At 71.6% G+C, this 13,471-nt stretch carries 13 protein-coding genes; 4 read left to right on the top strand and 9 right to left on the bottom strand.

Translation table 11 applies throughout. From position 1 onward, the window contains the following. Positions 1 to 61: 61 nt before the first annotated feature. Positions 62 to 2,287 (top strand): hypothetical protein, encoded by a 2,226-nt coding sequence (locus NS354_RS13515; protein ID WP_193750684.1) that lies wholly within the window; start codon positions 62 to 64, stop codon positions 2,285 to 2,287. A 55-nt stretch (positions 2,288 to 2,342) separates the two neighbouring features. Here NS354_RS13515 and NS354_RS02090 read toward each other — a convergent pair whose 3' ends face one another. From NS354_RS02090 to NS354_RS02065, 6 genes are all read right to left on the bottom strand, one after another. Beyond that, positions 2,343 to 2,726 (bottom strand): MmcQ/YjbR family DNA-binding protein, encoded by a 384-nt coding sequence (locus NS354_RS02090; protein ID WP_058592973.1) that lies wholly within the window; start codon positions 2,724 to 2,726, stop codon positions 2,343 to 2,345. 156 nt (positions 2,727 to 2,882) lie between these two features. Next, entirely contained in the window at positions 2,883 to 3,686 is an 804-nt protein-coding gene (locus tag NS354_RS02085) for an alpha/beta fold hydrolase (RefSeq protein WP_058592972.1), read from the bottom strand. A gap of 56 nt (positions 3,687 to 3,742) precedes the next feature. Further along, a complete protein-coding gene (locus NS354_RS02080) occupies positions 3,743 to 4,258 on the bottom strand; it encodes a hypothetical protein (RefSeq protein ID WP_058592952.1) in 516 nt (171 codons plus the stop codon). A gap of 138 nt (positions 4,259 to 4,396) precedes the next feature. Continuing rightward, positions 4,397 to 5,773: an NAD-dependent succinate-semialdehyde dehydrogenase gene (locus tag NS354_RS02075; protein ID WP_058592951.1), complete on the bottom strand. Its 1,377-nt coding sequence runs from the start codon at positions 5,771 to 5,773 to the stop codon at positions 4,397 to 4,399. Between the two features lie 201 nt (positions 5,774 to 5,974). Then, a complete protein-coding gene (locus NS354_RS02070) occupies positions 5,975 to 6,835 on the bottom strand; it encodes a cytochrome c biogenesis CcdA family protein (RefSeq protein ID WP_058592950.1) in 861 nt (286 codons plus the stop codon). Positions 6,836 to 6,838: 3 nt separating this feature from the next. Beyond that, on the bottom strand, positions 6,839 to 7,612 hold the full coding sequence (locus NS354_RS02065) for a DsbA family protein (RefSeq protein WP_058592949.1): 774 nt from the start codon (positions 7,610 to 7,612) through the stop codon (positions 6,839 to 6,841). A gap of 103 nt (positions 7,613 to 7,715) precedes the next feature. On the opposite strand from NS354_RS02065, the gene NS354_RS02060 reads away from it, so the two are divergent. After that, positions 7,716 to 8,408, top strand: coding sequence for a GntR family transcriptional regulator (locus NS354_RS02060; protein WP_193750683.1), 693 nt, complete (start codon positions 7,716 to 7,718; stop codon positions 8,406 to 8,408). Between the two features lie 46 nt (positions 8,409 to 8,454). On the opposite strand, the gene NS354_RS02055 is transcribed toward NS354_RS02060, so the two are convergent. Further along, the gene (locus NS354_RS02055) at positions 8,455 to 9,105 is read right to left on the bottom strand and encodes a flavodoxin family protein (protein ID WP_058592948.1); all 651 of its coding nucleotides are present in this window, start codon (positions 9,103 to 9,105) and stop codon (positions 8,455 to 8,457) included. Between the two features lie 227 nt (positions 9,106 to 9,332). Here NS354_RS02055 and NS354_RS02050 point away from each other — a divergent pair, with 227 nt between their 5' ends. Both NS354_RS02050 and NS354_RS02045 read left to right on the top strand, forming a co-directional pair. Continuing rightward, positions 9,333 to 10,778 carry a hemolysin family protein gene (locus NS354_RS02050; RefSeq protein WP_058592947.1) on the top strand — a complete coding sequence of 482 codons (1,446 nt, stop codon included), beginning with the start codon at positions 9,333 to 9,335 and terminating at the stop codon, positions 10,776 to 10,778. Next, positions 10,775 to 11,821 carry a hemolysin family protein gene (locus NS354_RS02045; protein ID WP_058592946.1) on the top strand — a complete coding sequence of 349 codons (1,047 nt, stop codon included), beginning with the start codon at positions 10,775 to 10,777 and terminating at the stop codon, positions 11,819 to 11,821. Before NS354_RS02050 ends, NS354_RS02045 begins: the two co-directional genes overlap by 4 nt. A 122-nt stretch (positions 11,822 to 11,943) precedes the next feature. Here the strand turns inward: NS354_RS02045 and NS354_RS02040 are convergent, their stop codons facing one another. Both NS354_RS02040 and sigK read right to left on the bottom strand, forming a co-directional pair. Beyond that, positions 11,944 to 12,858 carry an anti-sigma factor gene (locus NS354_RS02040; RefSeq protein ID WP_058592945.1) on the bottom strand — a complete coding sequence of 305 codons (915 nt, stop codon included), beginning with the start codon at positions 12,856 to 12,858 and terminating at the stop codon, positions 11,944 to 11,946. Further along, positions 12,855 to 13,442 carry an ECF RNA polymerase sigma factor SigK gene (gene sigK, locus NS354_RS02035; RefSeq protein ID WP_058592944.1) on the bottom strand — a complete coding sequence of 196 codons (588 nt, stop codon included), beginning with the start codon at positions 13,440 to 13,442 and terminating at the stop codon, positions 12,855 to 12,857. Before sigK ends, NS354_RS02040 begins: the two co-directional genes overlap by 4 nt. Positions 13,443 to 13,471: the final 29 nt, after the last annotated feature.

The raw sequence follows: 13,471 nt of genomic DNA, 5'->3' as shown, positions 1-13,471 counted from the left end.
GTACCCTTACTTTCGTATGATGAGTGGTCTGTCCACCCGTCACCATCAGAGAGATCGCCGCATGCGAACCCACGCCCCCATCCCACTCCGAGCCCTCGCCGTCGCGCTCACCGCGCTCCTGCTCGGCGGGCTCGCCCTCATGCTCATGCCGCAGCCCGCCCGCGCGGCAGCATCGCAGTTCACCCTCGCCGGCACGCACGGCGTCGGCGAAGTCAGCCGCACCGCCGTCGTCGACGACGCCCGGCAGCGCGTCTACGTCACCGTCGACAGCAGCGCGGACGGCACCCCCCGCGGGCAGATCGCCTGGTTCGACATGCAGACGGGCGCACCCTCGGCGGAGGTCATCGACCTGCCGAAGGCCGCACCCTCCGACATCGTGCTGAGCGCCGACGGCCGCAGCCTCTACGTCTCCCATTCCCGCACCGGAACGATCAGCGTCGTCGACCTCGACTCCGCCGGGCACGACGTGCGCGAGATCGCCGGCGTGCCCGCGCTCCCGAGCGGCATGGTCGAGGATCGCGACACGGGTCTGCTGTACGTCTACGATTCGAGCGCGCTCACGCGCGTGAACCCCGCCACGGGCGAGGTCTCCGCGCCGGTCGCGATCAGCACGGAGCGCTACCCGCTCATCAAGGACGCGGTCTACGACGCGACGAATCACATGATCTGGATCGCCGAGGGCCGCGCGAAGGTGATCACCGGGTACAGCACCATCACGAGCACCTGGGTCGACTCCCTGGCGTTCCCCGTCTCCGCCCTCGTCGTCGACGGGGCGCCGGTGGGCGGCCGCGCGGCGGCCCTCGCGATGGACGAGGAGCTCGGCGAGCTGCACATCGCGGTGTCGCCCACGCTGACCGACTCGTGGGACCGCTCCAAGGTCGTGAGCCTGCGCGTCGCCGACGGCCGTTTCGTCGGATCGCCGATCGAGGTCGGCGAGAACGTCTACGAGATGGAGGTCGACCCGACCACGCACGAGGTCTTCACCACCGACGGCTTCTCGAACGCGGTCTCCGTCATCAGCCCCGACACCTGGACGGCGCAGCAGGCCGTCGACTTCACCGCGGCGGGCGTCACCGGCGGCACCGGGTCGGGCAATGCCGACACCTGGGGGCTCGGCGTCGGGGCCGGAGGATCGCGCATCTTCGTCACCCACCCCTACACCGACCGGCTGAGCGAGCTCGTGCGGTCGGGCGACATCGTGGAGCCGACGCGGCGCGCCGTCACGCCCGGGCAGGAGGCGGAGCCCGAGCCGCCGGCGGAGAACAGCCCCTGGGAGGGCCCGGCCGCACCCGAGCCGGGCGACGCGCCCGCCGGGGCGACATCGGTCGACGACGGCGGGCTCGCCTGGGCGGTCAACGACTACATGCTGGCGTGGTCGCCGCGCCCGCTCGGCGCGACCACCCGCGAGAACGCGGAGTTCGCCTTCGCCGACGGCGCCGGATGGGTCGACCCGGCGACGGGGGCCGCGGACCTCGTGTGGCGCGACGGCATCTTCGTGCAGCACTACCCGGGCCTCGCACCCGAGGTCAGCACGATCCTCGGCAACCCGCGCCTGCAGATCGCCGCCGACGGCACCGGATCGCTGTCGTTCGACGTCGCATGGCGCGTCACCGGCTCGCTCGCGAGCGACGGCTACCGGCGCGTGACCCTCGCGACGTTCTCGAACGCCGAGGTCTCGCGCGACGGGGACCGGCTCACCATGACCGCGACGCCCGAGTTCGCCGGGCGCGCCCTCGAACTGGACGGGCGCACGTACCCCGACTCCTACCCCGCCGACTTCGTGCAGTGGCTCGATCCGCAGCTGCGCCCGTGGTGGTTGACGACCGGGGCGGCCATGGACGCCGAGAAGGTGCCCCTGCCGTTCTCGGTGACGGCGACGGTCCCGGCCGACGCCGGGGAGGCCGCCGATGGCGGGGCTGACGGCGGCGCTGCCGACGGTGGTGTTGACGGAGCTGCCGACGGGGCTGCCGACGGCACCGACGGAGCAGCCGATGGTACGGCAGTGGGCGGCGCCGATGGTGCGGCCGACGGTTCGGGAGCTGCCGGTTCGGGAGCTGCCGGCTCGGGCGCGGATGGCTCCGACGCTGCCACCGGTGCGCACGGCACCGCCGGGAGCGGCGACTCGGCTCCCGCTTCCGCCGCGGCGCCCGCTCCCGCATCGGCGAGCTCGGCCGAGCTCGCCGCGACGGGCGCCCCCGTCGGGCCATGGGCGGGCGTCGCCACCGCGCTCCTGCTGACCGGCGCGCTCGTGCTCGGCGGGCGCGCGGCGCGTCGCTCCGCGCGCTGAGCGCGGCCACCCGCCCGGCGACTGCCCCGCGACTCCGCCGAGTCGCGGGGCAGCGCTATGCGCGGCGCCCGAAGGTCGCGGGGTCCACGGGCCGCAGCCGCCGCGGCAGTGTCTCGACGACGAGCAGGTACGACTCCGTCACGAGATCGTCGAGCAGCCCGGGTGCGAGTGCGCCGCCTCCCGTGATGGTGATCCAGTGGCGCTTGTTCATGTGATAGCCCGGCGTGATCTCGGGGTAGGCCTCCCGCAGCACGCTCCCGTCGGCGGGCGCCGACTTCACGGTCACGATCGGGGTGCCGCGCAGATCCGACATCAGCATGAAGACCTTGCCGCAAACCTTGAAGACGTCGAAATCGGGGCCGAACGGGTGCTCGAGCGAGGCGCCCGGCAGCTCGTCCGCGCGCAGCGCCGCTCGCCGCTGCATCGTCTCGCCGTCCACGCCTCGATTCTCGCGCACGGTCGGCGTGCCCGCCACCGGCGATCGCGCGCGGCCGCCCCGCCGCCGGTGCACGTCATCCTCGCCGACGCACCCGGTATTCGCATGTGCATCGGCGCGCACGGGGTGCACTGGCGCCGCCGTCGACGCACCCGGCGGTCACCGCCGCGCGACCTCCGCCAGGAAGTCGCGCACCAGCGCCGTCACGAGCTCCGGCTTCTCGTCGACGAGGCCGTGCGTGGTGCCGGGCACGAGACCCAGACGCGCGTTCGGCAGTGCCGCCGCGATGCGCAGCGTGTGCAGCGGGCGCACCGTGTCGCGATCGCCGGCGAGCACCAGGGTCGGCACGGCGACGCCCGCGAGGTCGGCGGGGTCGATGTGCGGCTCGGTCGTCCAGAGCCGCACGCACTTCTCCCACACGGCGTCGGCGTGCGCCGCACCGTCGGGCGACAGGCGCTCGTAGGCTGCGCGTTCGGGGCTCACGCGATCCTCCTCCGCGCCCGCACCCGTCGCCCCATCGACGCGGGGTCCCCGGGGCAGCGGGGGCAGCGGAGGCAGCGGGGGCAGGATCGGCCCGTTCACCTCGGGGTCCTGATCGTAGGCCAAGGGATCGAGGTTCGCGCTGATGGCCGTCAGCGAGCGCACCCGCTCGGGGCGGCGCATCGCGAGGAGCAGCCCGATGATCGCGCCGTCGCTGTACCCGACCACGTGCGCGTCGGCGAGACCGTGGGCGTCGAGGAACGCGAGCGCGTCGGAGACGCCGCGGTCGTAGTCGTACTCCCCGGCGATGTCGGCCGAACGCCCGTGGCCCGGCCGCTCGTAGGCGTGCACCCGGTACTCGGCGGCGAGCGCCTCGGCGATCGGGGCGAGCGACTCCAGCGAGCAGAAGCCGCCGTGCAGCACCACGACCGGTTCGCCCGCACCCGCGGTCTCCGCGTAGAGGTCGACCCCGCTGATGCGCACGTATCCTCCGCGCTGCGCCGCCGCCGCGCGCTGCGCATCCGCGCCCCCCACTCCCGCTACCGCCAGTCCCGCGACAGCCGCTTGAGCTTGCGCCCCCGCCACCGCCACATGAGGGCGAGCACCGGCCGGAACAGCGGGGCGAGTGCACCCCCGATGTGCAGCTCGTCGGTCCAGACCGCGCGGTGCTGCGACGCCCGCGAGCGCGAGACGGTCATCTCGTGGCGCCACTCCGTGAGCACGGCGAGCGGGCCCGAGAGCGGCCGGCCGTGGTCGCGCATGGTGCGCGGCCAGGCGGCGGGGGCGGTGCCGGCGGGCGCGGTGCCTGCCGGGGCCGGCCCGGTGGGGGCGGCGAGATCCGTGATCCGGATCAGCTGCGAGCCGACCGGCAGCACGCCGAGGGCCCGCAGCCGCGTGCGCATCTCGGTGCCGGTGCCGAGGGTCTCGGGAAACGCGGTCTCGGGGCGCATGACGAGGAGCGGGGCGTACAGCTGGGTCGCGACGCTCGGATCGTGCAGGGCTCGCCACGCCGCCTCGGGCGGGCAGTCGGCTTCGAACTCGGTGCGGATGCGCATGCCTCCAGTGTGCACCCGATGCATGCGAACGGGCCGAGGGAGCATCCTCCGGTCACCCGCGCGGTGCAGCCCGCCCTGCAACGACGAACGGGCCGCAGCACCGAGGTGCTGCGGCCCGTTCGAAACGGAGGGAACGACCTACTTCGCGACGAAGTAGAGCCGCTTGTTGGCGAACTCGCCGATGCCGATCGGCCCCATCTCGCGGCCGAAGCCCGAGCGCTTCACCCCGCCGAACGGAATCTCCGCAGACTCCGCCGCGATCGTGTTCACGTGGCTCATGCCGGTCTCGAGGCGCGAGGCGACGCGCGCCGCGCGGGCCTCGTCGGTCGAGAACACCGAACCGCCGAGGCCCAGCGCGCAGTCGTTCGCGAGTTCCAGCGCCTCCGCATCGCTCGACACCCGGTACACCGTGGCGACCGGTCCGAAGATCTCCTCGCCGTACGACTCGGAGTCGCGAGGCACGTCGACGAGCACGGCGGGCGAGTAGTACGCCGCGGGCCCCTCCGAGAGCACGCCGCCGGCGAGCAGCTTCGCGCCCTCCGAGACGGCCTTCCGCACCTGGGCGTCGACGGTCTCGGCGGCGCCGCGCGAGGAGAGCGGCACGTACTGCCCCTCCTGCAGGTCCAGCTGGTCGCCCGGTTCGAGACCCTCGGCGAGGCGCACGAGCTCGGCGACGAACTCGTCGTAGATGTCGTCCATCACGATGAGGCGCTTGTTCGAGTTGCACACCTGGCCGGCGTTGTAGACGCGGAAGTCCCACGCCTGCTTCGCGACACCCGCGACGTCGTCGGAGTCGAGCACGACCATCGCGTCGATGCCGCCGAGTTCGAGCACGGCCTTCTTCAGGTGCGATCCGGCCTGCGCGCCGATGATCGCCCCGGCCCGCTCGGAGCCCGTGAGCGAGACGCCCTGCACGCGGGGGTCGGCGATGATCGTGGCGATCTGGTCGTGCGACGCGAAGACGTTCTGGTAGCCGCCGACGGGAACGCCGGCCTCCTCCATGATCTCCTGAATGGTCAGCGCCGAGCGCCCGCAGACATCGGCGTGCTTCAGCAGGATCGTGTTGCCGAGCACCAGGTTCGGCGCCGCGAAGCGGGCCACCTGGTAGTACGGGAAGTTCCACGGCATCACGCCGAGCAGGGCGCCCACGGGACGGTGCTCGATGTATGCCTTCCCCGGAATGGTGCTCGGGATCTCGTAATCCGTGATCAGGCTCGGACCGTGCACGGCGTAGTACTCGATGATCTGGGCGGCGAATTCGACCTCGTCGATCGACTCGGCGATCGACTTGCCCATCTCCAGCGCGATCAGACGAGCGAGCTCGTCCTTCCGCTCCAGAAACAGCTCGGCGACTCGCTTGACGACAGCGGCGCGCTCCTGCACGCCCCGCTCCCGCCATTCCCGGTATACGGCGTCGGCGCCCGCGAGCGCCTCCTCGATCTGCGCGTCGGTGGCGGCCTCGAACGTCTCGAGAACCTCACCCGTGGCAGGATTCTGCACCCGGTACTTGGACATGGTTATCTTTCCTCCAGATAGGCGGCGCTTCGACGCGCCAGGAGCGGCGTGGTGCACGACGCTTCCGCGTTCCACTGTAGCGACGCTCATCCTCTGGGGGGAGGCGCGGGGGGCCAACCCGCGCCTAGGCTCGAAGCATGGAACCGCAGGCACTCATCCTGATCATGACGATCGCCGTCCCCGGCGTCGTCGCCGCCATCGTCACCGCGCTCTGCGCGAAGCGGTGGAACGCGGCGATCCGGGCCCAGCGGGTGCGTCGTCTCGCCGAGCGCGACGGCGCGACCACCACAGGGCGCTAGCCGCGACCGCGAGGGCGATGCCGACGACGAGGGCGTCGGGCACGGATCGCGACTGCTCGAGCACCCACCCCTCGAGACGCATCTGATCGGAGGCGCTGAGCGCACCGCCCAGGCTCGTGGTGCCGCGGGTCGCCAGCATGAAGACGCCGATGCCGATGCTGAGGGTGCCTCCGATGATGCTGCTCCACGTGCTGCGCCACCTGCCGACGCGCACCTCCCGCGGCCTGACGATGCGGCGCACGAACGGCAGGCGCGTCCACAGCAGGCTCAGGACGAGCAGGGGCACGGCCATGCCCGCGGCGAACACCAGCAGGGTCACGCCGCCGAGCAGGGCGTTGCCCGAGACCGCGGCCATGGTGAGCGCCGCGCCGAGCAGCGGCCCGGCGCAGACCCCGGCGAGACCGTAGACCGTGCCGAGCGCGTAGACGGAGAGCGCGGTCGTGCCGGCCCCGCCTTCGCGACCGCGCATGAAGGGCATGGGGATGCCGAGCAGCAGCATCGCTCCGAGCACGATGATGACGACCGAGGCCACGAGCACGAACGCCTCGCGGTGGGCGTTCACGAAGGCGCCCAGTGTGCCGGCCAGCACCCCGAGCGGCACGAGCGTCGTGATCAGCCCGAGGTAGAAGACGCCCGTGCGGGCCAGCATCGCACCGGGCGAGGTGAAGGCGTACGAGAAGAACGCGGGAAGCAGCATCACCGAGCAGGGGCTCAACAGCGTCAGCACCCCGCCGAGAAAGGCTCCGAGCAGGCCGAGCTCCACGGGTCAGCCGGCCGAGTCCGGCGCCGCTTCGATCGCGGCGTCGAGGAAGCTGCGGAACGCGTCGATCGGCTGCGCGCCGGAGAGCGCGTCGGTGCCGACCGCGAAGAACGGAACGCCGGTGACGCCCAGCTGCTGCGCGGTCGCGGTGCTCTGCTGCACGGCGGCGCGCAGTGCCGGGTCTTCGAGATCCGCCGTGAACTTCGCGATGTCGGGCACGCCGACCTCCTCGGCGAATCCGATCAGCTGATCCACGGGGAGATCGGGGTGCCCCTCTGCGGGCGCCGCTGCGTAGACGGCATCCAGGTACTCCATGAACCTGCCCTGCTCGCCGGCGGCCCGGGCGGCGACGGAGGCCGTCTCCGAGGCTTCGCCGAAGAACGCGACGTCGCGCACCTCGATGCGCACCGTCCCCGCCTCGACGTACTCGTCCACGATGGTCGGCAGGGTCTCCTGGTTGAAGACCGCGCAGTAGGGGCAGCGCATATCGGTCCACTCCACGAGCACGACCGGCGCGTCGGCGTCTCCGATCGCCATGGGGTCGGCGGGATCGCGCGTCTCGAAGCCGGTCCGCGCCGCGGAGTCGCCGGTGTCGGCGCCGCTGCCGTCTGCAGCCGCCTCGCCCTGCTTCGCTGCCGAGCCGAACGAGCCGTTGCCCGAGTTCATTGACGCCTGCGCGAAGATCACGACGCCGAGGAACACGATCACCGCGGCCGCGAGGAAGAGCCAGGACTTCAGTCGACGCTGAGACGTTCGAGAGGGGATTGATCGCTGCGACACGAATCTAGGATACAAGATGTATCCTTGCCGGCCCGATCCGGCCCCATCCGGCCCCATCCGGCCCGATCCGGCCCGATCCGGCCCGACACGGGAGAATGGTCCCATGCACGCTGCCGCCGACGAGTCCGCCGCCTCCCGCGCGTACCGCGCCATCCTGGACGGCATCCTCTCCGGCGTGCATCCGGGCAGCAGCATGCTCAGCGAGTCGGCCGTCGCCTCCTCCATCGGCATGAGCCGCACCCCCGTGCGGGCCGCGCTGATCCGCCTGCAGGACGAGGGCTGGCTGACCATCTTCCCCAAGCGCGGCGCACTGGTACGCGAAGTGAGCGCTCAGGCGGTCGCCGACCTGGCCGGATCGAAGGTGCTCCTCGAATCGGGCGCCGTGCGCTCGGCCCCGCCCACTTCGCGTCGCCGCACGGCCGACGCACTCCGCCCGCAGCTCGAAGCTCAGCGCGAGCGCCTCGAGGCGCGCGACCTCCCCGCGTTCGTCGAGCTCAGCATCGAGTTCCACCGCTCGTTCGTCACCGCGGCGCGCAATGCGGTGCTCACCGAGCTCTACGACCGACTGGCGGATCGCCAGCGCTTCCTGCTGTTCAGCTACGGGCGGCGATTGTTCGATCGCAGCGACGAGATCCTCACCGAGCATGCGGCGATGCTCGATGCGCTGCACGAAGCGGGAGCGCCCGGGCAAGCGCCGCCCGAAACCGGCGAGGCCGCTCGCGCCGAACGAGCGCTCGCCCGCTTCGAGTCGCTGCTGCGGCATCACCTGAACGAGACCTACCGCCTCGATCCGTGACACCACGGGTGCGCCGTCTCGCCGAGCGCGACGAGACGGCGGCCGCTCAGGCCGGGTAGGGCTCGCTCCGCAGCAGCTCCGCGAGGTGCGCCGCGTTCGCCGCGGCGGTGCGGATCGCCGTGGCGACCGCCTCGGGCGTCTCCGAGAGCTCGCGGTAGTCGACGCCCTCCATCGCGCGGCCATTCCAGTAGACGGAGGACTGGGCGGGAATCGTGAAGCCCGTGTCGCCGAGCGCCTGCGCGAGGATGCCGCAGATGTGGTGCGCCCCGTCCTCGTTGCCCACGACGACCGGGATCGCGACCTTGCCGAAGAGCGTGGGCCGGCCGGTCTCGTCGGTCGCCGAGATCTCGGCATCGAGCCGCTCGAGCACCCGCTGGGCGACGCTCGAGTGCTGCCCCAACCAGGTGGGCGTCACGAAGACGAGCACGTCGGCCTGCAGCACCGCCTCGCGGATCTCGGGCCACGCATCGCCCTCGCCCATGTCGCTCTCGACGCCCGGCAGGATCCGGTGGTCGACGGCGCGGATGGAGGACCCCTGCACGCCGTGCTCCTCCAGCTGACGCAGCACCTGCCCGCCGAGCACATCGCCGCTCGACGGCTGGGGCGAGGGCTTCAGCGTGCAGTTGATGAGCAGCGCCCTCGGCGCGGCGATCAGGGCTTCGTCATGGTCATCAAAGGTGGTTTCATATCCCGACATGCACCGAGCGTACGGCGGGTGGCGGGCGCGATATCAGGGGCTTTCGCATTCCACGCACTCGCGCTAGCGGGCGGATCGCGGGCGCGCAGCAGGCTGATCGCGGGTGCGCCGCGAGCCCGCCGAGTCTCGGCACTTTCACGGCTGGCACCGCTACTTTCTTGTCCCATGGACGACAGACCCGGTCATAGTACGAAGCTCACCCGCCCGGAACGCGCGGGGGGTGAGCGATGACAGGGGAAATCTGGGGCCTCCTCGCGGGGGTCCTCTTGACGCTCGGCACGGGCGTCTTCGTGGCGTCTGAGTTCGCACTCGTGAACCTGGACCGGCCCGAGCTCGAGCAGCGGCGCACCCGCGGCGAGCGGCGCCTGAGCCCGACCATCTCGGCGCTGAAGATCACGTCGACGCACCTCTCGGCGGCGCAGCTCGGCATCACGCTGACGACGCTGCTCGCCGGCTACACGTTCGAGCCCGCGATCAGCTCGCTGCTGCGCGGGCCGCTCATGAGCGCCGGGGTACCCGAGGCGGGCGTCGTCGGCGTCGGAGCGGTCGTCGCGATCGTGCTCGCCACACTGTTCTCGATGATCTTCGGCGAACTGATCCCGAAGAACTTCGCGCTCGCCGTTCCGCTCGCGACCTCGAAGGTCGTCATCCCGCTGCAGATCGCGTTCACGTTCGTCTTCCGCCCGGTCGTCGCACTGCTGAACGGCACCGCCAACCGGCTGATCCGGTCGATGGGCGTCGAACCGAAGGAGGAGCTGTCGGGGGCGCGCACCGCTGAGGAGCTCAGCTTCCTCGTGCGCCGCTCGGCGCTCGAGGGATCCCTCGACCACGACGAGGCGACCATGCTGCACCGAACGCTCTCCTTCTCGTCGCGCACCGCGGAGGATGTGATGACGCCGCGCGTCGTCGCCGAGATGCTGCCCCGCACCGCGACGGCGGCCGAGGTCGTGGCGCGAAGTGTCGAGACCGGCCACTCCCGCTACCCGATCTTCGACGAGAGCGTCGACGACATCGTGGGCATCGTCCACGTGAAGTCCGCCTACGGAGTCGACTTCGAGCGCCGCGAGTACACGTCCGTCTCCGAGATCATGTCGGAGCCCGTGCGCGTGCCCGAGGCCGCCGGGGTCGAATCGCTGCTCGAGGTGCTGCGGCAGCGCAGCTACCAGATGGCCGTCGTGGTCGACGAGCACGGCGGCACCGCGGGCGTCGTCACACTGGAGGACCTCGTCGAGGAGCTGCTCGGGGAGGTGCGCGACGAGCACGACGCCCTCCTCGAAGACGTGGTGGTGAGCGGAGACGAGATCCTCTTCCCCGCCTCGCTGCGCCCCGACGAGCTCTGGGACCGCCTCGCGATCCGCGTCCCCGAGAGCGAGGAGTACGAGACGATCGCCGGGTACGTGCTCGACACCCTGGAGCGCATCCCCGATCTCGGCGAGGAGCTTCCGCTGAGCCACGGCACTCTGCGCGTCGAGGAGTTCGACGGATCGCGCATCACCCGCCTCCGGTACCTCACCTCCGACCGCGAGAACGATCCCGCCTTCGACACCCGCAACAAGGTGATCGACGCGTTCGAGCGAGGCCAGCAGGTCCCCCGTGAGGATCGCGCACCCGCGCCGACCGCGCCGAGCGCGCACCCTGAGACGCAGAGCCGACGCGAGGGAGTCGACCGATGAACGAGTACCTTCCCGGCCTCATCTGGCTCGTCGTGCTGCTGGTGGTGAACGCCTTCTTCGTGGGCGCCGAGTTCGCCGTCATCTCGGCGCGCCGCTCGCAGATCGAGCCCCGTGCAGCGGCCGGCAGCAAGGCCGCCAAGACCACGCTCTGGGCGATGGAGCACGCGACGCTCATGCTGGCGACGAGTCAGCTCGGCATCACCGTCTGCTCGCTCGTCATCCTGAACGTCTCCGAACCCGCGATCCACCATCTCCTCGAGATCCCGCTGCTCGCCTGGACGGGACTCACCGCCGAAGCGGTCTCCGTCACGGCGTTCATCGTCGCCCTCGTGCTGGTCACGTTCCTGCACGTCGTGTTCGGCGAGATGGTGCCGAAGAACCTCGCGTTCTCGGTGCCGGATCGCGCAGCACTCCTGCTCGCGCCGCCCCTCGTCTTCGTGTCGAAGGTCGTGGGGCCCCTGATCCGCTCGCTCAACTGGGTGGCCAACGGCTTCCTGCGCCTCTGCGGCGTGCAGCCGAGGGACGAGGCGAACACGGCGTTCACCATCGACCAGGTCGCGAGCATCGTGGAGCAGTCGACGCGCGAGGGAACGCTCGAGGACACGAGCGGCACGATCTCGGCCGCCTTCGAGTTCACGGAGAAGCACGTCTCCGATGTGGAGGTGCCGCTCGACTCCCTCGTGCGGCTGCCGCTCGACGCCACCCCGCGCCAGGTGCAGCAGGCGGTGTCGGAGCACGGCTACTCCCGCTACGTGCTCCACTCGGCCGACGGCACTCCGGAGCGCTACCTGCACCTCAAGGACATCCTCGAGCTCTCGACGCCGAGCGAGATCGACGCGCCCATTCCCGCGGATCGTGCGCGCGAACTCCCGACCGTGACCTCGGACGCCGAGGTCGAGGAGGCGCTCGAGCTGCTGCGCGAACGCGGTGCGCACATCGCCCGCGTGCGCTCGGCGGACGGCGGGTTCACGGGCGTGCTGTTCCTGGAGGACATCGTCGAGGAGCTCGTGGGCGAGGTGGAGGATACGGCGCACGCCCTCTGACGAGCGCGAAGGCCCCGGGATCCCGCGGGATCCCGGGGCCTTCTGCGCCGAGAGCGCGTTTCTGGCTCCACTCGTGCGAAGCGGGAGCCCGAAACGCGCTCTCGACGGGTGCTCTCCGAGTGCTACGCGGAGGCGACGACGACGATCGGGTCGGTGGTCGGGGCGCCCGTGGGCGACCCGCCGCGATCCTCGACCGTCACGGCGAGCGCATCGCCGGGCGTGAAGCCCTCGGCGAGCACCGCGGCGCCGCCGTTCGCGTCGGCGTGCATCACGCCGAGCGAGATGGGCTCGTCGCCGCGCACGATCCACAGCTCGTAATCGTGGTTCTCGGGCGCCGGATCCATGCCCTCGGTCATGAACACGGCCTGCCGCGTCGAGTCCGACCAGTGGAGCGTGGCCTCCGCCGACCCGACGCTCACCGTCGCCGACTGCGCGTCGGGAGCGGCCTCGACCTGCTGCATCGCGACCGACACCGGATCCTGCGGCCCCATGCCGCCCTGCAGCGGCAGCGCCAGCGCGATCGCGAGCAGCACCGCGACCGACGCGGCCAGCCCGAACCAGGCCTTCTTGCGGCGAGCCCGCGTGAACGCGAGCTCGGGATCCTCGGGCTCCTCGATCAGCTCGGGCACCAGGTCTGACGGCCGGGCGGGGCGCGAATCCCCCGCAGCGCCGCCGGCGCCGTCCGCAGCATCCGCGCCATCCGCGGCATCCGCGGCACCGGATCCGGCAGCCGCATCGGAGGCGCCGCTCGCGGCCGAGCCGGAGACCGGCCCGCCGGGGCGCGCCGCGCCGCCCGCGTCCGCCTCGAACTGCGGCGAGCGCGAGATCAGGTCGAGGATCGCGGCGCGCGCCGCGCGGGGCGGCGCGACCTCGCCGATCGACGTCGCCAGTGCTGCGACGGTCTCGCGATCCTCATCGACGACCGAGAGCCACTCGGGGTGAGCCGTCAGCGCTTCCGAGAACGCCTGCTCCTCCTCCGGGGAGAGCGCGTGCAGGGCGCGGGCCGCGGAGAGCTCGCGGAACTGTTGCTCGTTCATCGCGTCGCCTCCATTTCTTTCCTGAGACGGGTCAAGCCGTCTCGAATTCTCGATTTGATGGTGCCGAGCGGGGCTCCGAGGAGCACTGCGATCTCGCTCTGGCTGTACCCGCCGAAATAGGCGAGCACGATCGCGCGCCGCTGCGGCTCGGGCAGTTCGCCGAGGCCCCGCACGGCGCGGGTGCCGTCGATCATCAGCTCCACCTCGTCGTCGACCCCCGGCTGCGGAGCGACGAGGTCGCGGGTGCCGACGGCGAGGTCCCGGCGGCGCGACGCCTGCGAGGCGCGCACCCGGTCGACGGCTCGGCGGTGGGCGATCGTGAGGAGCCATGTGCGGGCCCGGCCGCGATCCGGGTCGAACGAGTCGGCGGTCTGCCACGCTTCGAGGAAGACCTCCTGCAGCACCTCCTCGCTCTGCGACCGATCGACCAGCACCCTGAGGATCAGGCCGAACACGCGAGCCGAGAGCAGATCGTACAGCTCTGCGAAGGCGCGCTGGTCTCCCACCGCGGCGCGTGCGAGCGCCCTGTCCGCCGGATCGACGCTCGCGCCGTCCTCCGGTATCTCCACCCCGTCAATGACCATCACACTTAGCATGCCTCATTCACCTCCAC

The sequence above is a fragment of the Leucobacter chromiiresistens genome (assembly GCF_001477055.1).
GTDB classification, from domain to species: domain Bacteria; phylum Actinomycetota; class Actinomycetes; order Actinomycetales; family Microbacteriaceae; genus Leucobacter; species Leucobacter chromiiresistens_A.
The sequence above is the reverse complement of the archived record's forward strand: the minus strand, read 5'-3'. Positions and strand labels throughout refer to the sequence as shown.

Excerpts from the sequence above, each read along its gene's own strand:
- NS354_RS02055 (WP_058592948.1), bottom strand. The coding sequence starts at position 9,105 with ATGTCGGGATATGAAACCACCTTTGATGACCATGACGAAGCCCTGATC.
- NS354_RS02045 (WP_058592946.1), top strand. The coding sequence starts at position 10,775 with ATGAACGAGTACCTTCCCGGCCTCATCTGGCTCGTCGTGCTGCTGGTG.
- NS354_RS02080 (WP_058592952.1), bottom strand. The coding sequence starts at position 4,258 with ATGCGCATCCGCACCGAGTTCGAAGCCGACTGCCCGCCCGAGGCGGCG.
- sigK (WP_058592944.1), bottom strand. The coding sequence starts at position 13,442 with ATGGTCATTGACGGGGTGGAGATACCGGAGGACGGCGCGAGCGTCGAT.
- NS354_RS02060 (WP_193750683.1), top strand. The coding sequence starts at position 7,716 with ATGCACGCTGCCGCCGACGAGTCCGCCGCCTCCCGCGCGTACCGCGCC.
- NS354_RS02040 (WP_058592945.1), bottom strand. The coding sequence starts at position 12,858 with ATGAACGAGCAACAGTTCCGCGAGCTCTCCGCGGCCCGCGCCCTGCAC.
- NS354_RS02050 (WP_058592947.1), top strand. The coding sequence starts at position 9,333 with ATGACAGGGGAAATCTGGGGCCTCCTCGCGGGGGTCCTCTTGACGCTC.
- NS354_RS02075 (WP_058592951.1), bottom strand. The coding sequence starts at position 5,773 with ATGTCCAAGTACCGGGTGCAGAATCCTGCCACGGGTGAGGTTCTCGAG.
- NS354_RS13515 (WP_193750684.1), top strand. The coding sequence starts at position 62 with ATGCGAACCCACGCCCCCATCCCACTCCGAGCCCTCGCCGTCGCGCTC.